Annotated in this window: 23 protein-coding genes; 22 read left to right on the forward strand and 1 reads right to left on the reverse strand. The window is 69.4% G+C overall.

Annotated features, from left to right (window positions below):
- From ASE87_RS03690 to ASE87_RS03785, 20 genes are all read left to right on the forward strand, one after another.
- Nucleotides 1-743: DUF2993 domain-containing protein (locus ASE87_RS03690; RefSeq protein WP_056226005.1), on the forward strand; the 743-nt coding region annotated here is incomplete at its 5' end.
- A gap of 103 nt (nucleotides 744-846) precedes the next feature.
- Nucleotides 847-2,241 carry a diaminopimelate decarboxylase gene (gene lysA, locus ASE87_RS03695; RefSeq protein ID WP_157489713.1) on the forward strand — a complete coding sequence of 465 codons (1,395 nt, stop codon included), beginning with the start codon at nucleotides 847-849 and terminating at the stop codon, nucleotides 2,239-2,241.
- A gap of 69 nt (nucleotides 2,242-2,310) precedes the next feature.
- The gene (locus ASE87_RS03700) at nucleotides 2,311-3,642 is read left to right on the forward strand and encodes a homoserine dehydrogenase (RefSeq protein WP_043596937.1); all 1,332 of its coding nucleotides are present in this window, start codon (nucleotides 2,311-2,313) and stop codon (nucleotides 3,640-3,642) included.
- On the forward strand, nucleotides 3,642-4,724 hold the full coding sequence (thrC, locus tag ASE87_RS03705; RefSeq protein WP_056226012.1) for a threonine synthase: 1,083 nt from the start codon (nucleotides 3,642-3,644) through the stop codon (nucleotides 4,722-4,724). The genes ASE87_RS03700 and thrC overlap by 1 nt, the downstream gene beginning before the upstream one ends.
- Nucleotides 4,721-5,674: a homoserine kinase gene (gene thrB / locus ASE87_RS03710; RefSeq protein ID WP_043596940.1), complete on the forward strand. Its 954-nt coding sequence runs from the start codon at nucleotides 4,721-4,723 to the stop codon at nucleotides 5,672-5,674. Before thrC ends, thrB begins: the two co-directional genes overlap by 4 nt.
- Before the next feature lie 344 nt (nucleotides 5,675-6,018).
- Nucleotides 6,019-8,259: a transcription termination factor Rho gene (gene rho, locus ASE87_RS03715; protein WP_235472214.1), complete on the forward strand. Its 2,241-nt coding sequence runs from the start codon at nucleotides 6,019-6,021 to the stop codon at nucleotides 8,257-8,259.
- Between the two features lie 2 nt (nucleotides 8,260-8,261).
- On the forward strand, nucleotides 8,262-9,344 hold the full coding sequence (gene prfA / locus ASE87_RS03720; RefSeq protein ID WP_056226017.1) for a peptide chain release factor 1: 1,083 nt from the start codon (nucleotides 8,262-8,264) through the stop codon (nucleotides 9,342-9,344).
- Nucleotides 9,341-10,231 carry a peptide chain release factor N(5)-glutamine methyltransferase gene (prmC, locus tag ASE87_RS03725; RefSeq protein WP_082452278.1) on the forward strand — a complete coding sequence of 297 codons (891 nt, stop codon included), beginning with the start codon at nucleotides 9,341-9,343 and terminating at the stop codon, nucleotides 10,229-10,231. Before prfA ends, prmC begins: the two co-directional genes overlap by 4 nt.
- Before the next feature lie 39 nt (nucleotides 10,232-10,270).
- On the forward strand, nucleotides 10,271-10,948 hold the full coding sequence (locus tag ASE87_RS03730) for an L-threonylcarbamoyladenylate synthase (RefSeq protein WP_043594499.1): 678 nt from the start codon (nucleotides 10,271-10,273) through the stop codon (nucleotides 10,946-10,948).
- Nucleotides 10,945-12,225: an MraY family glycosyltransferase gene (locus ASE87_RS03735; protein ID WP_043594501.1), complete on the forward strand. Its 1,281-nt coding sequence runs from the start codon at nucleotides 10,945-10,947 to the stop codon at nucleotides 12,223-12,225. The genes ASE87_RS03730 and ASE87_RS03735 overlap by 4 nt, the downstream gene beginning before the upstream one ends.
- Nucleotides 12,222-12,647 carry a hypothetical protein gene (locus tag ASE87_RS03740; protein WP_043594502.1) on the forward strand — a complete coding sequence of 142 codons (426 nt, stop codon included), beginning with the start codon at nucleotides 12,222-12,224 and terminating at the stop codon, nucleotides 12,645-12,647. Before ASE87_RS03735 ends, ASE87_RS03740 begins: the two co-directional genes overlap by 4 nt.
- Nucleotides 12,648-12,829: 182 nt before the next feature.
- A complete protein-coding gene (gene atpB / locus ASE87_RS03745; RefSeq protein WP_056226021.1) occupies nucleotides 12,830-13,636 on the forward strand; it encodes a F0F1 ATP synthase subunit A in 807 nt (268 codons plus the stop codon).
- A gap of 54 nt (nucleotides 13,637-13,690) precedes the next feature.
- A complete protein-coding gene (gene atpE, locus ASE87_RS03750; RefSeq protein ID WP_043594505.1) occupies nucleotides 13,691-13,924 on the forward strand; it encodes an ATP synthase F0 subunit C in 234 nt (77 codons plus the stop codon).
- A gap of 20 nt (nucleotides 13,925-13,944) precedes the next feature.
- Nucleotides 13,945-14,505 carry a F0F1 ATP synthase subunit B gene (locus tag ASE87_RS03755; RefSeq protein WP_043594506.1) on the forward strand — a complete coding sequence of 187 codons (561 nt, stop codon included), beginning with the start codon at nucleotides 13,945-13,947 and terminating at the stop codon, nucleotides 14,503-14,505.
- Nucleotides 14,506-14,507: 2 nt separating this feature from the next.
- Nucleotides 14,508-15,302, forward strand: a complete 795-nt coding sequence (locus tag ASE87_RS03760) for a F0F1 ATP synthase subunit delta (protein ID WP_056226025.1) — start codon at nucleotides 14,508-14,510, stop codon at nucleotides 15,300-15,302.
- A gap of 59 nt (nucleotides 15,303-15,361) precedes the next feature.
- Nucleotides 15,362-16,999 (forward strand): F0F1 ATP synthase subunit alpha, encoded by a 1,638-nt coding sequence (gene atpA, locus ASE87_RS03765; RefSeq protein WP_043594509.1) that lies wholly within the window; start codon nucleotides 15,362-15,364, stop codon nucleotides 16,997-16,999.
- Between the two features lie 44 nt (nucleotides 17,000-17,043).
- Entirely contained in the window at nucleotides 17,044-17,943 is a 900-nt protein-coding gene (locus ASE87_RS03770) for a F0F1 ATP synthase subunit gamma (RefSeq protein WP_056226028.1), read from the forward strand.
- Between the two features lie 41 nt (nucleotides 17,944-17,984).
- Entirely contained in the window at nucleotides 17,985-19,445 is a 1,461-nt protein-coding gene (gene atpD, locus ASE87_RS03775) for a F0F1 ATP synthase subunit beta (RefSeq protein WP_043594513.1), read from the forward strand.
- 2 nt (nucleotides 19,446-19,447) lie between these two features.
- Nucleotides 19,448-19,708 carry a F0F1 ATP synthase subunit epsilon gene (locus ASE87_RS03780; RefSeq protein ID WP_043594515.1) on the forward strand — a complete coding sequence of 87 codons (261 nt, stop codon included), beginning with the start codon at nucleotides 19,448-19,450 and terminating at the stop codon, nucleotides 19,706-19,708.
- A gap of 28 nt (nucleotides 19,709-19,736) precedes the next feature.
- Nucleotides 19,737-20,492, forward strand: coding sequence for a YaaA family protein (locus tag ASE87_RS03785; protein WP_056226030.1), 756 nt, complete (start codon nucleotides 19,737-19,739; stop codon nucleotides 20,490-20,492).
- 26 nt (nucleotides 20,493-20,518) lie between these two features.
- On the opposite strand, the gene ASE87_RS03790 is transcribed toward ASE87_RS03785, so the two are convergent.
- Nucleotides 20,519-21,079, reverse strand: a complete 561-nt coding sequence (locus ASE87_RS03790) for a methylated-DNA--[protein]-cysteine S-methyltransferase (RefSeq protein WP_082059908.1) — start codon at nucleotides 21,077-21,079, stop codon at nucleotides 20,519-20,521.
- A 190-nt stretch (nucleotides 21,080-21,269) separates the two neighbouring features.
- Here ASE87_RS03790 and ASE87_RS16895 point away from each other — a divergent pair, with 190 nt between their 5' ends.
- Both ASE87_RS16895 and ASE87_RS16595 read left to right on the forward strand, forming a co-directional pair.
- Nucleotides 21,270-21,818 carry an FHA domain-containing protein gene (locus tag ASE87_RS16895; RefSeq protein WP_056226033.1) on the forward strand — a complete coding sequence of 183 codons (549 nt, stop codon included), beginning with the start codon at nucleotides 21,270-21,272 and terminating at the stop codon, nucleotides 21,816-21,818.
- On the forward strand, nucleotides 21,815-22,140 hold a 326-nt coding region (locus tag ASE87_RS16595; protein WP_369813991.1), incomplete at its 3' end, for a PP2C family serine/threonine-protein phosphatase. The genes ASE87_RS16895 and ASE87_RS16595, both read left to right, overlap by 4 nt.

A 22,140-nucleotide genomic window follows, 5' to 3' on the forward strand; every position in this document is an offset into this window, starting at 1 on the left:
CCGTCGCCCGCCGCCGGGGCCGAGGCGTCGGCATCTTCCTCTTCGTGCTGGTGGGTCTCGTCGTGGTCCTCGGCATCCTCGCCGTGGTCGCCGACCTCGTCGTCCGGACCGTCGCCGAGGACCAGGCCGAGAAGCAGATCTCGCAGCAGCTCGGCGACGCCGCCGGCCCCGTCGACGTCCAGATCGGCGGTTTCTCGATGCTCTGGCAGCTCGTGCAGGGCAGCATCGACCAGGCCACCATCTCGTCCGCCGGATCGTCGGGCGGGCTCTCGTTCGACTTCGACGTCCGGGACGTCCCGACCGACCTGAGCGGTTCGACCGGCGCGATCACCGGCACGGTCACCGCCGACGCGGCGACCGTCAACGGTCTGGCGGCCGTGCAAGAGAGCGGAGGAGCGATCTCGTTCGGCGACGGACAGGTCACCTACGCCCGCGACTTCACGATCCCGCTGGTGAACACGGTGGTCCCCGTGGACGTCGTCGCCATGCCCTCGATCACGAGCGAGGGTCGAGTCATCTCGCTCACGCCGACGACGGCGTCACTCCGGGACACGTCGGTGTCGCTCGACCTCGCACCCTTCATCGGCGGCTACGCCTTCGACGTGTGTGCGGCGCAGTACCTGCCCCAGGGCACCACCCTCACCGGCGTCGACGTCACGTCGACGGCGGCGACCCTCGACGTGACCTCACCGGGCCTGCCGATCTCGTCGAGCGGCATCGGCACCAAGGGCTCCTGCTCCTGACCTCGCCCGCGCCGTCGAGGACGTCCCGACCGTGGCCGTCACGGTCGCCGGCGGTCGGTAGGCTCTGATGTCGTTCCCCGTCCTTCGAACCCCCGAGGTCCGCGTGTCCCCGAACCCCCTGGCCCCTGCCTGGCTCGTCGAGCCGACCGACGCCGACGCCCTCGATCCGGCGGTCTGGTCGGCGACGGCCCAGCGGTCGCCAGGCGGTGAACTCGTGCTCGGCGGCGTCACCGCCTCCGACCTCGTGGCGTCGTTCGGCACGCCGCTGTACGTCCTCGACGAGGACGACGCCCGCACCCGGGCCGTCGAGGCCGTCCGCTCGTTCGAGCGCGAGGCGGCTCGCGTCGGCACGACGGCGACGGTCTACTACGCCGCCAAGGCGTTCCTCTCGGCCGAGGTGGCCCGCTGGGTGGCCGAGGCGGGCATGGCCGTCGACATCTGCACCGGCGGCGAGTTCGCCGTCGCCCGGGCCGCGGGCGTCGACCCTGCCCGCATGGGGTTCCACGGCAACAACAAGTCGCTCGCCGAGATCGACCGCACCGTCGAGGCCGGCATCGGCACCGTGGTCCTCGACAACGCCGCCGAGGTCGGCCGGGTCGCCGCGGCGGCCGAACGGCACGGGCGCGTCCAGCGCGTGCGCCTCCGGGTCAACTCGGGCGTCCACGCGTCCACCCACGAGTACCTCGCCACCGCCCGCGAAGACCAGAAGTTCGGCGTCCCGCTCTCCGAGACCGCCGACATCGTCGGCTCGATCCGCCGGCAGCCCTCCCTCGAGTTCGTCGGGCTGCACTCGCACATCGGCTCGCAGATCTTCGGTTCGGACGGCTTCGCCGAGGCCGCCCGTCGCCTGCTCGCCGTGCACGCCGACCTGCTCGCGACCGGCCCGGTCCCCGAGCTCAACCTCGGCGGCGGTTTCGGCATCGCCTACACGAGCGCCGACGACGCCCGCCCGCTCGACGACCTCGCCGTCGCCCTGGTCGACATCGTGCAGGCCGAGTGCCTCCGCCTCGGCGTCGACGTGCCGCTCCTCGCGGTCGAGCCCGGGCGCGTCATCGTCGGGCCCGCCGGCACCACGCTGTACGAGGTCGGCACCATCAAGGACGTCACGGTCTCCTCCGACGAGGGCAGCGCGGTGCGACGGTACGTCAGCGTCGACGGGGGCATGAGCGACAACGCGCGGACGGCCCTCTACGCGGCCGACTACTCCGTGCGCATCGCGAACCGCACCTCCTCTGCTCCGCCCGCGCTCGTGCGCGTGGCCGGGAAGCACTGCGAGAGCGGCGACCTCGTCGTGCTCGCGGACTACCTGCCCGGCGACGTCGCCCCGGGCGACCTGCTCGCCGTGCCCGCCACCGGCGCCTACTGCCACAGCCTCGCGAGCAACTACAACCACGTCGGGCGTCCCCCCGTCGTGGCCGTCCGTGACGGTCGGGCCCGCGTGATCGTGCGGGGCGAGAGCGAAGCCGACCTGCTGGCCCGCGACGCCGGCCTCGACTGACCGACCCGCGCCTCCTGACCTCGTGCGAGCACCGCACCCCGACGACGAAGCACCCGAGAACGGACTGACATGATCGAATACCGCAACGTGAGGGTCGCCCTGCTGGGCGCCGGCTCGGTGGGGTCGCAGGTGGCGCGGCTGCTGCTCGAGCAGGGCGACGACTTCGCCGGGCGCGCGGGGGCCGGACTCGAGCTCGTCGGCATCGGCGTGCGCGACGTCGACGCGCCGCGCGACGTCGACCTGCCGCGCGAGCTGTTCACGACCGACGTCGAGTCGCTCATCGTCGGTGCCGACATCGTCGTCGAGCTGATCGGCGGACTCGAGCCGGCCCGCAGCTACGTGCTGCAGGCGCTCAACTCGGGGGCCGACGTCATCACGGGCAACAAGGCCCTGCTCGCGAGCCACGGCACCGAACTCTTCGACGCGGCCGAGCAGGTCGGCGCGCAGGTCTACTACGAGGCCGCCGTGGCCGGGGCCATCCCGATCATCCGCCCGTTGCGCGACAGCCTCGCCGGCGACCGCGTCCAGCGCATCATGGGCATCGTCAACGGCACGACCAACTTCATCCTCGACCGCATGGACACCGACGGCTCGAGCCTCGAGGACGCCCTGGCGACGGCCACGGCCCTGGGGTACGCCGAGGCCGACCCCACGGCCGACATCGAGGGCTACGACGCGGCGCAGAAGGCCGCCATCCTGGCCAGCCTCGCCTTCCACACGGCCGTTCCCCTCGCCGCCGTGCACCGCGAGGGCATCACCTCGGTCACGCACGACCAGGTGGTCGCCGCGCGCAAGGCCGGGTACGTCGTGAAGATCCTCGCCATCTGCGAACGCCTGGTCGACGACGAGGGAGTCGAGGGCGTCAGCGCCCGCGTGTACCCGGCGCTCGTGCCGCTGAGCCACCCGCTCGCGGCCGTGCACGGAGCCAAGAACGCCGTCTTCGTCGAGGCGGAATCGGCCGGCGACCTCATGTTCTACGGCGCCGGCGCCGGGGGAGTCGAGACGGCGTCCGCCGTGCTGGGCGACCTCGTCTCGGCCGCTCGACGGCACGTCATCGGCGGCCCCGGCGTCGCCGAGTCCACCCACGCGAACCTGCCCGTCCTGCCGATCGGCCGCGTGTCGACCCGGTACCAGATCACGCTCGACGTGGCGGACCAGCCGGGCGTGCTCGCCGAGGTCGCCGGGGTGCTCAGCGACCACGGCGTGAGCGTCCACAGCGTCGAGCAGACGTCGGGCGCGACGCCGGGCGTCACGGTCGAGGGTGACGCCGTGGCCACCGCTACGCTGATCATCGGCACCCACCGGGCGCGCGAGTCCGACCTCGCCGCGACGGTGACCGCCCTGAAGAACGCCACGGTCGTGAACTCCGTCACGAGCGTGCTGAGAGTCGAAGGAGCCTGATGGCCCACCAGTGGCAGGGTGTCCTGCGCGAATACGCCGACCGTCTCGACGTCACCGACGCCACCCCGATCGTCACGCTGGGCGAGGGCGGCACGCCGCTCATCCCGGCTCCGGCGCTGTCGAACCGCACGGGCGCCAAGGTCTACGTCAAGTACGAGGGCATGAACCCGACCGGTTCCTTCAAGGACCGTGGCATGACGATGGCGATCTCGAAGGCCGTCGAGCACGGTGCCAAGGCCGTCATCTGTGCGTCGACCGGCAACACGTCGGCCTCGGCCGCGGCCTACGCCGCCCACGCCGGCATCACCGCCGCCGTGCTCGTGCCCGAGGGCAAGATCGCCATGGGCAAGCTGAGCCAGGCCGTCGCACACGACGGTCAGCTGCTGCAGATCCAGGGCAACTTCGACGACTGCCTCGACATCGCGCGCGACCTCGCCGCCAACTACCCGGTGCACCTCGTCAACTCGGTCAACAACGACCGCATCGAGGGCCAGAAGACCGGTGCCTTCGAGGTCGTCGACGTCCTCGGCGACGCCCCCGACTTCCACTTCATCCCGGTCGGCAACGCCGGCAACTACACCGCCTACACGCGTGGCTACCGCGAGGACCTCGAGATCGGTCGCGCCACCAAGCTGCCGCGCATGTTCGGATTCCAGGCCGCCGGCTCGGCGCCGATCGTCGCGGGCGAGGTCGTCAAGGCCCCCGAGACCATCGCCAGCGCGATCCGCATCGGCAACCCCGCCTCGTGGCAGCTCGCCCTCGAGGCGCGCGACCTGACCGACGGCTGGTTCGGCGCCATCACCGACGAGGCCATCCTCGCCGCGCAGAAGATCCTCTCGGCCGAGGTCGGCGTGTTCGTCGAGCCCGCGTCGGCCATCAGCGTGGCGGGTCTGCTCGAGCGCGCGGACGCCGGGGTCATCCCCGCCGGTGCCACCGTGGTGCTCACCGTCACCGGCCACGGCCTGAAGGACCCCCAATGGGCCCTGCGTCGCTCCGACGGCAGCGACGTGCAGCCGACCGTGGTCGCGAGCGACACGGCCCGGGTGGCCGAGGTGCTCGGTCTCGCACCGGCCTCTGCATGACCTCCGGGGTCGTCGGGCGTTCGGTGCTGGTCAAGGTCCCCGCGACCTCGGCCAACCTCGGCCCCGGCTTCGACACGCTGGGCCTCGCGCTCTCGCTCTACGACGAGCTCGAGGTCACGGCGACCGACGAGCCCGGCGTCTCGGTCGAGGTCACGGGCGTCGGGGCCGGCCAGGTGCCCACCGACGGGTCGAACCTCGTCGTGCAGGCCGTCGCCGCGGCCTTCGCCTCGGTCGGCGTCCCCGTGCCCGGCCTGCGCCTCCGGGCTCGCAACGCCATCCCGCACGGCCGGGGACTCGGGTCCTCCGCGGCCGCGATCGTCTCGGGCATCATGGCCGCGAAGGGGCTCCTCGAGGGCACGGTCGAGCTCGACTCGGCGGCGTTGCTCGCCCTGGCGACCGACATGGAGGGGCACCCCGACAACGTGGCGCCGGCGCTGTTCGGCGGCCTCACGATCGCCTGGATGAACTCGCACGGCCCGTCGCACAAGCGCCTGCTCGTGCACCGCGGGGTCTCGCCCGTGGTGTTCGTCCCCGAGTCGACCCTCTCGACCAAACTCGCCCGCAGCCTGCAGCCCGCCTCCGTGCCGCACGAGGACGCCACGTTCAACGTGTCGCGGTCGGCGCTGCTGGTGGCGGCGCTCGTGCAGAGTCCCGAGTTGCTGCTCGCTGCCACCGAGGACCGCCTGCACCAGAGCTACCGCGCCAGCGCCATGCCCGAGACCGACGCCCTCATCCGCATGCTCCGCGACGCCGGGCTCGCGGCCGTCGTCTCCGGGGCCGGTCCCTCGCTCCTGGTGCTCGGCAGCGACCCGGCCCAGCGCCTGTTCGCCGCCGAACTGGTGCGCGAACACGCCGTCTCCGCGTGGCGTCCGTTGATGCTGGCCGTCGATCTCAAAGGTGCTACAGTGGTGCCGCACCCGGTAGAAAACTCAGATTTCCTGGGCATCTAGCTTCGTCCCCGCCGTTCTTCGTGGGGGCTACCGCGTGGGGTCACAAGTCTTCGAGTCCCCGGGTCGCACATCCCGTAGTGCACATCTAGCAGTGCTCGTCTGCCGATCTGGTCGGCGCGCACCGCACCTCCCAGGCCTCCTGCTCATCCCGGGCAGCTGCTCGTTCAGGGCAGAGCCGGCACAGGGTCAGCCCCTCGGGGCGAACCCGATCAGTGCAGGTCCGAGGCCACGAGGTGTGACCAGCTCTGCCCCGCCGATCAACGCGGGGGAGCGAAAGGAACCCATCACTCGTGACTGACGTCCAGAACGGCGCCGCTGCGCCGTCCACGCCCGAACTCACCGCCATGCGCCTGCCCCAGCTGCAGGCCCTCGCCTCGTCGCTGGGCATCAGCGGCATCTCGAAGCTGCGCAAGGGCGACCTCGTGGCCGCCATCGCGGCGAAGCAGGGCGAGGGGGCCGCGGTCGAGGTCGCCCCCCAGCCGACGCTCGACGGTGTCGTCGACGCCGGCGTCCCGGCCTCGGTCGAGACCGCCGTGGCCGAAGGCACCGAGGCCGACGTGGTCGAGGCGGCCACCGAGCCCGCCGAGGCACCGACCCGCGCCCGCCGCGGCTCGCGTCGTGCCACGTCCGCCGCCGGGGCTCCCGAGTCCCGTGCTGCCGGCGAGCACGTGAACGCCGGCGACACCGGTGTCGCCCCTCTCGTCGAGGTGCCCGCCACCGAAGCCGCCACCGTCGGCGCCCCCGCCGCCGAGCAGGGTTCGACCGAACAGGGTTCGACCGAGCAGGCCCCGGCCGAGCCGGTCGCCGCCTCCGAGCGTCCGTCGCGCCGTCGTGGCTCGCGCCGCGCCTCCGACGCGTCCGTCGTCGCCGACGCCGCGCAGCCCGGCGCCTCGGTCGAGACCCCGGCCGCCGACGAGTCGACCTCCACCGAGACGGCCCCGTCCGCCTCCGCCGACGAGGTGGGCTCCGACCCGCAGGCTCAGACCGACCAGGCCCAGACGGACCAGCAGGGCGGAGACCAGCAGAACGGTGGCCAGCAGGGTGGTGGCCGTCGGAGCCGCAACCGCAACCGTGGCAAGGGCGGTCAGCAGCAGGCCCAGGCCGACCAGAACGGTGGCCAGCAGAACGGTGCCCAGAAGGCCGACGCCCCGCAGAATGGCCAGCAGCGCGGCGGCCAGCAGCAGAACGGCCAGCAGCAGAACGGCCAGCAGCGAGGCGACGAGCAGCGCGCCGAGCAGCAGGCCCAGCGTGAGGCCGGCGAGAAGAACGACGCGGCCCGCGGCGAGCAGTCCGGCAACGGCCCCCAGTCCGGCGGTCAGAACGACGAGGGCGGACGACAGGGCCGTGGCCGTCAGCGTGACCGCAAGCGTGGCCGTGGTGGCCAGAACGACGACGTCGAACCCGAGATCGGCGAGGACGACGTCCTCATTCCCGTCGCGGGCATCCTCGACGTCCTCGAGAACTACGCCTTCGTGCGCACCACGGGCTACCTGCCCGGTGCGAGCGACGTCTACGTCTCGCTCGGCCAGGTCAAGAAGTACCACCTGCGGAAGGGCGACGCGGTCGTCGGTGCCATCCGTCAGCCCCGCGAGGGCGACCAGGGCCAGGGGCGCCAGAAGTACAACGCGATCGTGCGGATCGACTCGATCAACGGCCAGCCCGTCGACGAGGCGGCCAAGCGCGTCGAGTTCAGCAAGCTGACCCCGCTCTACCCGCAGGAGCGCCTCCGACTCGAGACCGAGCCCCAGAAGCTCTCGACCCGCATCATCGACCTCGTGTCGCCGATCGGCAAGGGGCAGCGCGGCCTCATCGTCTCGCCGCCCAAGGCGGGCAAGACCCTTGTGCTGCAGTCGATCGCCAACGCCATCGCGATCAACAACCCCGAGGTGCACCTCATGGTCGTGCTCGTCGACGAGCGCCCCGAAGAGGTCACCGACATGCAGCGCACGGTCAAGGGCGAGGTCATCGCCTCGACCTTCGACCGCCCCGCCGAAGACCACACGACGGTCGCCGAGCTGGCCATCGAGCGCGCCAAGCGCCTCGTCGAGCTGGGCCACGACGTCGTCGTGCTGCTCGACTCGATCACGCGTCTCGGTCGTGCGTACAACCTGGCCGCACCCGCGTCGGGCCGCATCCTCTCGGGTGGCGTCGACTCGTCGGCCCTCTACCCGCCGAAGCGCTTCTTCGGCGCGGCGCGCAACATCGAGAACGGTGGCTCGCTGACCATCCTCGCGACCGCTCTCGTCGAGACCGGTTCGAAGATGGACGAGGTCATCTTCGAGGAGTTCAAGGGCACCGGCAACATGGAGCTCCGCCTGTCGCGTCACCTGGCCGACAAGCGCATCTTCCCCGCCGTGGACGTCAACGCCTCGGGCACGCGTCGTGAAGAGATGCTGCTCAGCCCCGACGAGGTCAAGATCACCTGGCGCCTGCGCCGGGCCCTGGCCGGACTCGACCAGCAGCAGGCCCTCGAGATCGTCCTGCGCAACCTGCGCGAGACGCAGTCGAACGTCGAGTTCCTCGTCCAGGTCCAGAAGTCGGTCCCCGCCTCGAACGGACACGACTCCGGCCACAAGGAGCACTGAGCGTGTTCGAGTCGGTGGCCGTGCTGCTGGCCGAGCACGACGACCTGCAGACGCAGCTCAGCGATCCGGCCGTCCACGCCGACGCCGCACGCGCCAAGAAGATCAACCGCCGCTACGCCGAGCTCAGCCGCATCGTGGCTGCCCACTCGGCGTGGCAGCAGGCGGGTGAGGACCTCGAGGCCGCTCGTGAACTCGCGAAAGAAGACGAGGCGTTCGCCGACGAGGTCCCCGGCCTCGAGCAGGCGCTCGACGAGTCCCAGGAACGCCTGCGGCGCCTCCTGATCCCGCGCGACCCGGACGACGGGCGCGACGTGATCATGGAGATCAAGGGCGGCGAGGGCGGGGCCGAGAGCGCCCTGTTCGCGGCGGACCTGCTGCGCATGTACCTGCACTACGCCGAGTCGAAGGGCTGGAAGTCCGAGATGATCGCGAGCGACGACTCCGACCTCGGCGGCTACAAGAACGTGCAGGTGGCACTCAAGTCGAACGCGTCCGACCCGTCGCAGGGCGTCTGGGCCCACCTCAAGTACGAGGGCGGTGTGCACCGCGTGCAGCGGGTGCCGGCGACCGAGTCGCAGGGGCGCATCCACACCTCGACCACGGGCGTGCTCGTGTTCCCCGAGGTCGACGAGCCCGAAGAGGTCGACATCAACCAGAACGACCTCAAGATCGACGTCTACCGGTCGAGCGGCCCCGGTGGACAGTCGGTCAACACGACCGACTCCGCCGTCCGCATCACGCACCTGCCCACGGGCATCGTGGTCGCGATGCAGAACGAGAAGAGCCAGCTGCAGAACCGCGAGGCCGGCATGCGCGTCCTGCGGGCCCGCATCCTGGCCCGTCAGCAAGAAGAGCAGGCGGCCATCGCGTCGGACGCCCGCAAGAGCCAGATCCGGGGCATGGACCGGTCGGAGCGCATCCGCACCTACAACTTCCCCGAGAACCGCATCGCCGACCACCGCACCGGCTACAAGGCGTACAACCTCGACGCGGTCATGGACGGTGCGCTCGGCCCGGTGGTCGACTCGTGCATCCAGGCCGACGAAGAGGCGCGTCTCGCCGAGATCGGCGACACCGCGTCGTGAGCGACGCGATCGCCACGGCCTTCGAGGGCGTGACGACGGTCGACGCCGGCCTCCGGGTCGCGTCGGCCGTCCTCGCCGACGCCGGGGTGCCGTCGCCCGACGTCGACGCCGAACTCCTGCTCGCCCACGTCACGGGCCTGGCCAGGGGAGTCGTCCGGGCGAGGGCCGTCACCGCGTCGCCCTTGACGACGGACGAGCAGGAGGCGCTGGTCGCCGCCATCACGCGCCGTGCCTCCCGCGAGCCCCTGCAGCACATCACGGGGTGGGCGTCCTTCCGGCACCTCGAGCTGCACGTGGGGCCCGGCGTCTTCGTCCCCCGGCCCGAGACCGAAGGCGTCGCCCAGCTCGCGATCGACGCTCTCCGTGCCGTTCCGGACGCGTCGCCCGTCGCCGTCGATCTCGGAACCGGCAGCGGAGCCCTCGCGTTGGCGATGGCTTCCGAGGTGCCGACGGCCACCGTCGTCGCCGTCGAGCTCTCTCCCGACGCGGCGGTGTGGACGCGTCGCAACATCGCCGCGGTGGGTGTCGACAACGTGCGACTCGTCGAGGGCGACCTCACCGACGCCGTGCCCGAACTCGATGCCACGGTCTCGGTCGTGGTGTCGAACCCGCCGTACGTGCCCGTCGGCATGGTCCCGCGCGACCCCGAGGTGCGCCTCCACGATCCTGCCCTCGCCCTGTACGGCGGCGAGGACGGCCTCGACCTCGTCCGGGCTCTGTCCCTCACCGCCCGACGGCTGCTACGCCCCGGGGGAGCGCTCGTCATCGAGCACGGCGAGCTCCAAGGAGGCGCGATCCGCGACCTCCTGACGGCCGACGGATGGCGCTCCCCGGCCACGCACCCCGACCTCACCGGTCGCGACCGGGCCACGACGGCGGTGCGCTGACCGGGTTCTCCCGGTCCGTCGCACTATCATCGTCAGGTCATGGCCACTTTTCACGACTGCTCCGTCGACTCCGAACTGCTCGCCGGCATGCGCATGGCGCGCGGTGCCGTCGGGCGGGGCGAGCTCGTCGTCCTGCCGACCGACACCGTGTACGGCGTCGCGGCCGACGCGTTCGATCCGACCGCCGTGCAGCGCTTGCTCGACGCCAAGGGCCGAGGCCGTCAGTCACCGCCTCCGGTGTTGATCAAGGGGCAAGAGACCCTCGCCGCGCTCACCGACCGAGTGCCCGAGGTCGTCCGTCCGCTGCTCGACGAGTTCTGGCCCGGCCCGCTCACGGTCATCTTCCGCGCGCAGGCGTCGCTCAGCTGGGATCTCGGCGAGACGCGCGGCACCGTCGCCCTGCGCGTGCCGAGTCACCGCATCGCCCTCGAGTTGCTCGAAGAGACCGGCCCCCTCGCGGTGTCGAGTGCGAACCTCACCGGCCGCCCCGCGGCCGAGTCGGCGGGCGACGCGCGCCGCATGCTCGGCGACTCGGTGTCGGTCTACCTCGACGACGGCGCCGCGGGCACGACGTACGAACACCGGCCCGGCGCCAACACGGGGTCGACGATCGTCGATGCCACGGGCGGTGCCGACGGGGTGCTGCGCATCGTGCGCCACGGCGTCCTGTCCGACGCCGACATCATCCGCGTCGTCGGGGTCGACGCCCTCGCGTGAGGTACTACCTCCTCGCGCTGGCGATATCCGCGGCGGTCAGCTTCGTGCTGTCCGTCGTGGTGTGGCGGGTGGGCCTCAAGTACCGCCTCTATCCCAAGATTCGCGAGCGTGACGTCCACCAGACGCCGACGCCACGACTCGGGGGCATCGCGATGTGGGCCGGCATCGTCGTCGCGCTCCTCGCGGCGTGGTTCGTCTTCCCGCTGATCTCGGGAGTCGACTACTTCCGTCTCGTCTTCGCCGACGCAGGGCCCCCGTTGGCCATCATCGGCGCCGCCACGATCATCGTCGTCATCGGAGTCGTCGACGACCTGTACGACCTCGACTGGATGACCAAGCTGGCGGGTCAGATCATCGCCGCCGGCGTACTCGCCTGGCAGGGCGTGCAACTCGTCTCGCTGCCCATCGGGGGCAGCCTGGCCATCGGCTCGCCGTACATGTCCCTCGTGCTCACGGTCCTGACGATCGTCCTCGTGATGAACGCCGTGAACTTCATCGACGGTCTCGACGGCCTCGTCGCCGGGGTCGCCATCATCGCCAACGGCGTCTTCTTCGTCTACAGCTTCGTCATCTCGATCACCATCGGCCAGACGGAGTACTTCAACCTCGCGGCCCTGCTCTCGGCCGTGCTGATCGGGGCCTGTCTCGGCTTCCTGCCGCTGAACTGGCACCCGGCCAAGCTCTTCATGGGCGACGCGGGTGCGCTGCTCACCGGCCTCGTCATGGCGACGAGCGCGATCTCGGTCACCGGGCAGATCGACCCGGCCGGGATCTCCCGGACGGCCCTGCTGCCCGCCTTCATCCCGATCATCCTGCCCTTCGCGATCCTCGTCGTGCCGTTGCTCGACTTCGGCCTGGCCGTCCTCCGGCGACTGAGCGCCGGCAAGTCCCCGTTCACGGCCGATCGCAAGCACCTGCACCACCGCCTGCTCGACATGGGTCACTCCCACTTCCAAGCCGTCCTGATCTTCTACGCCTGGACCCTCGTGGCGGCCGTCGGGGGATTGATGTTCCTCTTCGTGAAACCGACCTACCTGGTCGCCGTGTTCCTCGGTGTCGGCCTGGTCGCCTGCACGGCTGCCACGTTGTCTCCGCTCAGCCGGCGCAAGAAGGTCGAGATCGCGGTCCAGACGACCCGCACGGGTGACCTGTCGACGACGGAGTCGGACCGGTTCGACCCGCTCGACGCCGCCGCGGACGTCCTCGACCCGCACGACACCGACACCGCGGCCAAGGCCGTGGTGCCCGAACTGACGAACCCGAAGGACCCCGCATGAACGCCAGCTCGATCTTCACCCAGATCCTGAAGTACACGGGCGTGCTCGCCCTCGTCATCGCCGTCGTCGGAGGGGGGCTCGGTTACTTCTTCGCCGGCACGGACGGCCTGTGGAGCGCCCTCGTCGGGGTGGGGCTCGCGATCCTCTTCGCCGCGATCACGGCCGCGAGCATGCTGGTGGCGATCCGTTTCACGCTCGGGGCGTTCTTCGGAATCGTGATGGGCGCCTGGTTGCTCAAGCTGGTCATCTTCATCGTGTTGCTGGTCGCGTTGCGCGACCAGCCGTTCGTGAACGACGTGGTGCTCTTCCTGGCCCTCGTCGTCTCGATCATCGGCACGCTGGCCGTCGACGCCCTCGTGGTCGTCCGGGGGCGCCTGTCGTACGTGAGCGACGCCGCGCTGCCCCCCGCTCCGCAGGATTGACGACCATGCGTGCACACGGTGAAAATACCTCGACCGATTCGTGGAAGCTCCCATTACCTTGATAGGGTTGACGACGTTCCCCGGCCGCGTCTCCAGCGTGCACGGATGACAAACCCCACCAATCGTCGCGACACTTCAGGGTGCTCGCCCCGACACAGGAGATAGCGCTGATAGCGAACGCTGTGAACCTGCTCTCCGCTGCCGAAGCCGGCCACGGGGACGGGGGATTCCACGCCCCGACTCTTGACGAGTTCTTCCCTCCCGCCATCTTCTTCGAGGGCACCCCCTTCGAGCTGAACCGCATCATGCTGGTCCGCCTCTTCGCGATCGCCGTCATGTTGATGCTGTTCTGGTTGGCCCTGCGCAAGGGGCGGCTCATCCCGTCCCGCGGGCAGAGCATCGCAGAGCTGGGCCTCGACTTCGTCCGCATCCAGATCGTCGAGGAGATCCTCGGCGAGAAGCTCGGACGCAAATACCTGCCGTTGCTGGCCGCCATGTTCTTCGGCATCTTCGCCATGAACATCACGGGCATCATCCCCGGCCTCAACATCGCGGGCACGTCGGTCATCGCCATGCCCCTGCTGTTGGCGGTCGTGGCGTACATCATGTTCATCTACGCGGGTTTCCGTGAGGCCGGCGGCGCGACGTTCCTGCGCAACGCCCTCTTCCCGCCCGGTGTGCCGTGGGTCATGTACATCCTCTTGACGCCCATCGAGTTCATCAACATCTTCATCGTGCGGCCGATCTCCCTGGCCCTCCGACTCCTGTTGAACATGATGGTCGGCCACCTCTTGCTGGTGCTCTGCTTCGCGGCGACGCACTTCTTCTTCTTCAGCATGAGCGGGGGCTTCATGGCCTTCGGTGCTCTCACCCTCATCGGTGGCTTCGTGATGACCATCGTCGAGATGGCCGTCGCCGTGCTGCAGGCCTACGTCTTCACGCTCCTCGCCTCGGTCTACATCCAACAGGCCGCGGCGAAAGAACACTAAATACAGACGAAGCACGTCATCCGACGTGCATCGCCCAACCGGAAGGAAACACAAGTGGACACCACCACGATCCTCGCTGAGATCAACGGCAACATCGCGACCGTCGGCTACGGCCTCGCTGCGATCGGCCCCGGCATCGGCATCGGCATCGTCGCGGGCAAGACCGTCGAGGCCATGGCCCGCCAGCCCGAGCTGGCCGGCCGCCTGCAGGTCACGATGTTCCTCGGCATCGCGTTCACCGAGCTGCTGGGCTTCATCGGCCTCGCCGCCGGCTTCATCTTCTCCTGATCAGTTAGGACGACACACCGATGATCGAGACGATCCTCGCGGCCGAAGGTGGTGCGCCCCAAGGCGCCGCCATCTTCTTCCCCGCTGGTTACGACATCCTCTGGTCCTTGGTCGTCTTCGTGGTCATCGCCGCGTTCTTCGGGCTCTTCGCGATCCCCAAGTTCCGCAGGATCCTCGACGAGCGTGCCGAGCGCATCGAAGGCGGCATCAAGCACGCCGAGGCCGCACAGGCCGAGGCTGCCAAGGCCCTCGACGAATACAAGAAGCAGCTGGCCGACGCTCGTGCCGAGGCCGCTCGCATCCGTGAGGCTGCGCGCGCCGAGGGCAACGAGATCATCGCCGAGCTCAAGCAGCAGGCGCAGGCCGATGCCGACCGCATCACCGCCTCCGCCCACGCGCAGATCGAGGCCGAGCGCCAGGCCGCCGTGGCGTCGCTCCGGTCCGAAGTCGGATCGCTGGCCATCGACCTCGCCTCCGGCGTCATCGGTGAGTCGCTGAGCGACGACGCCAAGGCCTCGGCCGTGGTCGACCGCTTCCTGGCCGAGCTCGAGGCGGACGAGAACGCTAAGGCGGGCCACTGACGATGGGTTCCATGTCCCGAGAAGCACTCGGTTCGGCGCGGTCGGTCTTGTCCGACCTCGGCGGGTCGGTCGACCTGACGACCGGCGAGCAGTTGCTCGACGCCGGTCGGGTCATCGGCGGCTCCGTTCAGCTGCAGTCGTATCTCGCCGACCCCGCTGTCGACGTGGCGACGAAGAAGCAGCTGCTCGACCGGCTCTTCGGGTCGTTCTCCGAGTCGACGCGAGCCGTGCTCGTGTCGGTCGTCGGAAGCCGCTGGTCCTCGTCCGACGACCTGCTCGCCGGCATCGAAGAGGTCGCCTTCCGGGCGATCGCGACGACCACCCCGGCCGACAGCAGCATCGAGAACGAGCTGTTCGCGTTCGACGCGGCCGTCCGCACCGATGCCCAGCTAGAATTGGCCATCGGCTCCAAGCTGGGCGACCCCGCCTCCAAGGCGAACCTCGTCGAGCGTCTGCTGGGAGGCAAGGCCAGTCGCCAGACCGTCGTCATCGTCGTGCACCTGGTGCAGCAGCCTCGTGGGCGTCGGATCGGTGAGCTCCTGCGTCACGCGGCCGACATCGTCGCCGACCAGTCCGACCAGCTCGTCGCGACCGTCACGAGCGCCGTCCGCCTCGACGACGCCCACGTCACTCGACTGCAGCACGGCTTGGCCAAGCAGTTCGGGCGTAGCCTGCGCATCAACCAGGTCATCGATCCCGCCGTCGTCGGCGGTCTCCGGGTCCAGGTGGGCGACGAGGTCATCGACGGCACCGTCGCGACCAAGCTCAGCCTGCTCCGCCTGCAGCTCGCCGGCTAGTCACGCTCTCACACACAGACTCGAGGCCTCCCGAAGCCTCGCTACGAATAGGAATCACAATGGCAGACATCAAGATCAGCCCGGATGAGATTCGCGACGCGCTGAAGGACTTCGTCTCGTCGTACGACCCGTCGAAGGCCTCGACCACCGAGGTCGGCCACGTCACGGACGCAGCCGACGGCATCGCGCACGTCGAGGGTCTCCCCGGCGTCATGGCCAACGAGCTCATCCGCTTCGCGGACGGCACGCAGGGTCTGGCCCAGAACCTCGACGAGGACGAGATCGGCGCCATCGTGCTCGGCGAGTTCTCCGGCATCGAAGAGGGCATGGAGGTCACCCGCACGGGTGAGGTCCTGTCCGTCCCCGTCGGTGACGGCTACCTGGGTCGCGTCGTCGACCCGTTGGGTGCTCCCATCGACGGTCTCGGCGACATCGCCACCGAAGGTCGCCGCGCCCTCGAGCTGCAGGCTCCTGGTGTCATGCAGCGCAAGTCGGTCCACGAGCCCATGCAGACCGGCATCAAGGCGATCGACGCCATGATCCCCGTCGGCCGTGGCCAGCGTCAGCTCATCATCGGTGACCGCCAGACCGGCAAGACGGCCATCGCGATCGACACCATCATCAACCAGAAGGCCAACTGGGAGTCCGGCGACGAGAACAAGCAGGTTCGCTGCATCTACGTCGCCATCGGCCAGAAGGGCTCGACGATCGCCTCGGTCAAGGGTGCCCTCGAAGAGGCCGGAGCGATGGAGTACACGACGATCGTCGCGGCTCCCGCCTCGGACCCCGCCGGCTTCAAGTACCTCGCCCCGTACACCGGTTCGGCCATCGGTCAGCACTGGATGTACAGCGGCAAGCACGTCCTCATCATCTTCGACGACCTGTCGAAGCAGGCCGAGGCCTACCGTGCCGTCTCGCTCCTCCTGCGTCGCCCGCCGGGACGTGAGGCGTACCCCGGAGACGTCTTCTACCTGCACTCGCGTCTCCTCGAGCGTTGCGCCAAGCTGTCCGACGAGTTGGGTGCCGGTTCCATGACGGGTCTCCCCATCATCGAGACCAAGGCCAACGACGTGTCGGCGTACATCCCGACCAACGTCATCTCGATCACCGACGGCCAGATCTTCCTGCAGTCCGACCTCTTCAACGCCAACCAGCGTCCCGCGGTCGATGTCGGCATCTCGGTGTCCCGCGTCGGCGGTGACGCTCAGGTCAAGTCGATCAAGAAGGTCTCGGGCACGCTGAAGCTCGAACTCGCCCAGTACCGCTCGCTCGAGGCGTTCGCGATGTTCGCGTCCGACCTCGACGCGGCGAGCCGTCGACAGCTCGCACGTGGTGCTCGTCTGACCGAGCTCCTCAAGCAGCCGCAGTACTCGCCGTACCCGGTCGAGGACCAGGTCGTCTCGATCTGGGCCGGCACCAACGGCAAGCTCGACGAGGTCCCCGTGCCCGACATCCTGCGTTTCGAGCGGGAGCTGCTCGACTACATGGGGCGCAACACGTCCGTGCTGTCCGACCTCCGGGAGAAGAACGTCCTGTCGGACGAGATCGTCGCAGCTCTCGAGAGCGGCATCGACTCGTTCAAGCAGGAGTTCCAGACCGGTGAAGGCAAGCCCCTCGCCTCAGTGGGACGCGAAGAGTTCGAGGCCACCGACGCCGACGACGTCAACCAGGAGAAGATCGTCAAGACGAAGCGCTGACGCGCCCGTTCGACGTTCACGACTGACGAGACAACAGGAGAGTAATGGGAGCCCAACTCCGGGTCTACCGGCAGAGGATCCGCTCTGCGCAGACGACCAAGAAGGTCACTCGCGCGATGGAGCTCATCTCGGCCTCGCGCATCCAAAAGGCGCAGGCCCGGATGAAAGCCTCCGGGCCGTACTCGCGGGCCATCACACGCGCGGTGTCGGCCGTGGCGACGTTCTCGGACGTCGACCACGTGCTGACCACCGAGCCCGAGACGGTCGAGCGTGCCGCGATCGTCGTGTTCACGTCCGACCGCGGTCTCAACGGCGCGTTCAGCTCGAACACGTTGAAGGAGAGCGAACAGCTCGCACAGCTGTTGCGGAGCCAGGGCAAAGAGGTCGTCTACTACCTCGTGGGTCGCAAGGCCCAGGGATACTTCGCCTTCCGACGTCGTGACGCCGAGCAGGTGTGGACCGGCAACACCGATCAGCCCGAGTTCGCCACGGCGAAAGAGATCGGCGACGCGGTCGTGTCCAAGTTCCTCACCGAAGCGGCCGAAGGTGGCGTGGACGAGATCCACATCGTCTACAACCGTTTCGTGAACATGGTCAGCCAGGTCCCCGAGGTCGTCCGTCTGCTTCCCCTCGAGGTCGTCGAGGGCATCGAAGAGCCTGGTGAGGACGATGTCCTGCCGCTGTACGACTTCGAACCCGATCCGACCGAGGTGCTCGACGCTCTGTTGCCGGTGTACATCGAGAGCCGCATCTTCAACGCCATGCTGCAGTCGGCCGCCTCCGAGCACGCCGCCCGTCAGAAGGCCATGAAGGCTGCCAGCGACAACGCCGACACCCTCATCCGCGACTTCACCCGTCTGGCCAACAACGCGCGTCAGGCCGAGATCACGCAGCAGATCTCCGAGATCGTGGGCGGCGCAGACGCCCTCGGGTCGGCCAAGTAGAGCTCTGCACCACAGCATCATCATCCGAAGAGAGAGAAGCCATGACTGACACCGCAACCGCACCGGTCGCGACCGAGTCGGCTCCCGGCGTCGGGCGCATCGCCCGGGTCACGGGCCCCGTCGTCGACATCGAGTTCCCGCACGATGCCATCCCCGGCGTCTACAACGCGCTGACCACCAAGATCACCATCGGTGACACGACCACGCAGATCACGCTCGAGGTGGCCCAGCACCTCGGTGACGACCTCGTCCGTGCCATCGCCCTCAAGCCCACCGACGGCATCGTCCGCGGGCAAGAGGTCATCGACACCGGCGCCCCCATCTCCGTGCCCGTCGGCGACGTCACCAAGGGCAAGGTCTTCAGCGTCACGGGCGAGATCCTCAACCTCGAGGGTGACGAGACCGTCGAGATCACCGAGCGTTGGCCGATCCACCGCAAGCCCCCGAAGTTCGACCAGCTCGAGTCGAAGACGCAGCTGTTCGAGACGGGCATCAAGTCCATCGACCTCCTGACGCCCTACGTGCAGGGTGGCAAGATCGGCCTCTTCGGTGGTGCGGGCGTCGGCAAGACCGTCCTCATCCAAGAGATGATCCAGCGCGTCGCACAGGACCACGGTGGTGTGTCGGTGTTCGCCGGCGTCGGCGAGCGTACCCGTGAAGGCAACGACCTCATCGCCGAGATGGACGAGGCGGGCGTGTTCGACAAGACCGCCTTGGTCTTCGGCCAGATGGACGAGCCGCCGGGAACCCGTCTCCGCGTCGCGCTCTCGGCCCTCACCATGGCCGAGTACTTCCGTGACGTGCAGAAGCAGGACGTGCTGCTCTTCATCGACAACATCTTCCGCTTCACGCAGGCCGGTTCCGAGGTCTCGACCCTGCTCGGTCGCATGCCTTCTGCCGTGGGTTACCAGCCCAACCTCGCCGACGAGATGGGCGTCCTCCAGGAGCGCATCACCTCGACGCGTGGTCACTCGATCACCTCGCTGCAGGCGATCTACGTGCCGGCCGACGACTACACCGATCCGGCCCCCGCGACGACCTTCGCGCACCTCGACGCGACCACCGAGCTGTCGCGCGAGATCGCGTCGCAGGGTCTCTACCCCGCGATCGACCCGCTGACCTCGACCAGCCGCATCCTCGATCCCCGTTACCTGGGCCAGGCGCACTACGACACGGCCATCCGGGTCAAGGCCATCCTGCAGAAGAACAAAGAGCTGCAAGAGATCATCGCCATCCTCGGTGTCGACGAGCTGTCCGAAGAGGACAAGATCACGGTGTCGCGTGCCCGTCGCATCCAGCAGTTCCTCTCGCAGAACACGTACATGGCGAAGAAGTTCACCGGTGTCGAGGGATCGACCGTTCCGCTGAAGGACACCATCGAGTCCTTCACCGCGATCGCCGACGGCGAGTTCGACCACGTCGCCACGCAGGCCTTCTTCAACGTCGGTTCCATCTCGGACGTCGAAGAGAAGTGGGCTCAGATCCAGAAGGAGAACGGCTGATCGTGGCTGCCCTCACTGTCAGCGTCGTCTCGGCCGACCACGAGGTGTGGTCGGGCGAGGCGTCGTCGATCGTCGCTCGCACCGCCGAGGGTGAGATCGGAATCCTTCCCGGTCACGAGCCGATCCTCGCCATCCTGGCCTCAGGCCAGGTCAGGGTCCGGTTGTCCGACGGCACCACCGTCGAGGCGACCGCTGACGACGGCTTCCTCTCCGTCGAGAACGACACCGTGACGGTCGTCGCGCGCAACGCGCAGCTCAACTGATCACCAGCTGTCCGCACCACCGAGTTCGATGCTGTTCCTGCTGCCCCCGTCCGAGACCAAACTCGACGGGGGCAGCGTCGGTTCACGGCTCGACGTGGCGGCACTGTCGTTCGACGAACTCGAGGGCCCACGCCGCGCCTCCTTGGCTCTGCTCGACGAGATGTCGGCAGACGTCTCGGCCGCAGCCGTCGCCCTCAAGCTCGGACCCACGCAGGCTCACGAGGTCGAGCGCAACCAGCAGGTGACCGTGTCGCCCACGATGCCCGCTCTGGCGCGCTACACGGGCGTCCTCTTCGACCCCCTCGATGTGGGGCTGCTCGGTGACGACGCGTGGAACTGGGCCCACCGACACGTGGTGGTGCACTCGGCCCTGTTCGGGTTGCTCCGGGCCGGTGACGAGATCCCGGCCTATCGGCTGTCGCACGACTCCAAAGTGCCTGGGACGACGTTGAAGAAGCTCTGGCGCGGACCGGTGTCCGAGGTGCTGGCCGGCGTCGACGAACTCGTCGTCGACCTGCGATCGGAGGGATACGTTGGTCTCGGGCCGACGGGGCCCCGATCGACGTACGTCAGGGTCGTCTCGGATGCAGGCGACCGGCGTCGGGCCCTCAACCACTTCAACAAGAAGAGCAAGGGGTTGTTCGTCCGGGCGCTCCTGACGGATCGCCCCGAACTGCGCGACATCGGCGATCTGACGCACTGGGCCCACGGTCGGGGCTTCGTGCTCGAGCCAGGGGACGAGACGGTCCTCGTTGCCGAGTCTGTCCTCGCGGCCTCGGTCTGATCGTCGGGCGAACGACCGGTCCCGGCTCAGTCGAGCGGCACAGGACCGTCTCGGAACGCGATGCCCTCGTGCCGCAGGAGCCACTTCTTCGTCTCGACCCCCTCACCGACGGTGTATCCGGTGACGCCGCCCGTCCGGCCGAGCACGCGATGGCAGGGGACGAGCAGAGGGAGCGGGTTCGTCGCGACGGCTCCGCCGACGGCTCGACCCGCCCGGGGGTTGCCGAACGTCCCGCCGAGCCGTCCGTAGGTCGTGGCCCGACCCCACTCGACCTCGAGCAGAGCGGACCAGACCGAGCGCTGGAAGCTCGAACCCACCAGTCGGAACGGTAGGTCGAAGCGGGTGCGCACCCCCTCGAAGTAGCCGTCGACCTGTCGTCGGGCGGCGTCGAGGAGGCTGTCGGGCCGTTCGGGGTGATCGTCGTGGGGCAGCACACCGTCGCGCTCGATCGCCAGGCCCTCGACGGCGAAATGCCGGCTGACGATCTCGATGCGTCCGACGGGGGAGTCGAGCCGGACCAGTCCCGGCGGTTCGTCGTCGCCGGCTCGGCCGGGCGGCAGCGGGGGCACGAGGACGAGGTCGGTCATGGCGTCACGCTAGGGCCGGTGTCCGGGCCGCATGAGGGTGTCCGGCGCCGATGTGCGTCGATGGCATCCCGCCGAGCGTGGGGAGGAGACGTCGTGCGGCGCCACGCCGACGAGGTGTGGGTCGCGCCGCGCGCTAGCGTGGAGGTCGTGGTCGCCGACGCGCACCACGGCCCCCGGTGAGAGGAACGAGATGCCCGCCGAACATCGTCCAGACCCGTGGCACGAACTCCACGGCATCGACGACACCGTCGTCGGCCGTCGCGCCCGTCCCTCGGGCCCCGCGGACGCGGACGACACCGTCCTCCGAGCGTCCCCTCCGGTGCCCGCGCCGACGGGCCGAGAGCCGAACGCGTCCGCCCGTCCCGCCCCGCGCCTCCACGGGGTGAGGGTGGCCGGGCAGGACCTGCTGCTCGACTCGCCCGTCGTGGTCGGGCGCCGGCCCGCCGGTCCGCGCCTCGGGTCGGGGCCCGTCCCACGGCTGGTGACGGTGCCGTCTCCCCGCCACGAGGTCTCGAGCGCCCACGTCGACGTGCGCCAGCAAGGCGGCATCGTCGTGGTCACCGACCTGCGTTCGACGAACGGGACCCGGGTGACCGAGCCCGGACGCGTTCCCGTGGTTCTGCGGCAAGGCGAGTCGCTCGTCGCGCGTGCAGGCACGATAGTGGACGTAGGTGACGGGAACCTTCTCGAGATCCTGCCTCCCCAGCGCATCATCCCGACGAAAGAACCCCTCCTGTGACAGAGCTCGGCCGCCCCACGACCGCCCACGCCCTCGGCCTCGACGGCCCGGGACTCACCTTCGACTGGGCGGGGGTGACCGACGTGGGTCGTCGCCGAGCCCACAACGAGGACAGCTACCTCGCCGCGGCCCCGCTCTTCGTCGTCGCGGACGGCATGGGCGGGCACAGCGCCGGCGACGTGGCCAGCGACGCCGTCGTGCGCCGCATGAGCGAGATCGCGTCCCGACCGTTCGCCACGACGGACGACGTCGAGACGGCTCTGCGCGTCGCCACCGAGGACATCGCCGTCGCGGCGGCCGACACCGAGCTCGGTGTCGGCAC

This window comes from Frigoribacterium sp. Leaf44 (assembly GCF_001421865.1).
Lineage (GTDB): Bacteria > Actinomycetota > Actinomycetes > Actinomycetales > Microbacteriaceae > Frigoribacterium.

Bases quoted from the DNA above. Each gene is read 5' to 3' on its own strand.
- ASE87_RS03700 (WP_043596937.1), top strand. From the start codon at position 2,311: ATGATCGAATACCGCAACGTGAGGGTCGCCCTGCTGGGCGCCGGCTCG.
- thrC (WP_056226012.1), top strand. From the start codon at position 3,642: ATGGCCCACCAGTGGCAGGGTGTCCTGCGCGAATACGCCGACCGTCTC.
- thrB (WP_043596940.1), top strand. From the start codon at position 4,721: ATGACCTCCGGGGTCGTCGGGCGTTCGGTGCTGGTCAAGGTCCCCGCG.
- rho (WP_235472214.1), top strand. From the start codon at position 6,019: ATGCGCCTGCCCCAGCTGCAGGCCCTCGCCTCGTCGCTGGGCATCAGC.
- ASE87_RS03730 (WP_043594499.1), top strand. From the start codon at position 10,271: ATGGCCACTTTTCACGACTGCTCCGTCGACTCCGAACTGCTCGCCGGC.
- ASE87_RS03740 (WP_043594502.1), top strand. From the start codon at position 12,222: ATGAACGCCAGCTCGATCTTCACCCAGATCCTGAAGTACACGGGCGTG.
- ASE87_RS03755 (WP_043594506.1), top strand. From the start codon at position 13,945: ATGATCGAGACGATCCTCGCGGCCGAAGGTGGTGCGCCCCAAGGCGCC.
- ASE87_RS03760 (WP_056226025.1), top strand. From the start codon at position 14,508: ATGGGTTCCATGTCCCGAGAAGCACTCGGTTCGGCGCGGTCGGTCTTG.
- atpA (WP_043594509.1), top strand. From the start codon at position 15,362: ATGGCAGACATCAAGATCAGCCCGGATGAGATTCGCGACGCGCTGAAG.
- ASE87_RS03770 (WP_056226028.1), top strand. From the start codon at position 17,044: ATGGGAGCCCAACTCCGGGTCTACCGGCAGAGGATCCGCTCTGCGCAG.
- atpD (WP_043594513.1), top strand. From the start codon at position 17,985: ATGACTGACACCGCAACCGCACCGGTCGCGACCGAGTCGGCTCCCGGC.
- ASE87_RS03785 (WP_056226030.1), top strand. From the start codon at position 19,737: ATGCTGTTCCTGCTGCCCCCGTCCGAGACCAAACTCGACGGGGGCAGC.
- ASE87_RS03790 (WP_082059908.1), bottom strand. From the start codon at position 21,079: ATGACCGACCTCGTCCTCGTGCCCCCGCTGCCGCCCGGCCGAGCCGGC.
- ASE87_RS16895 (WP_056226033.1), top strand. From the start codon at position 21,270: ATGCCCGCCGAACATCGTCCAGACCCGTGGCACGAACTCCACGGCATC.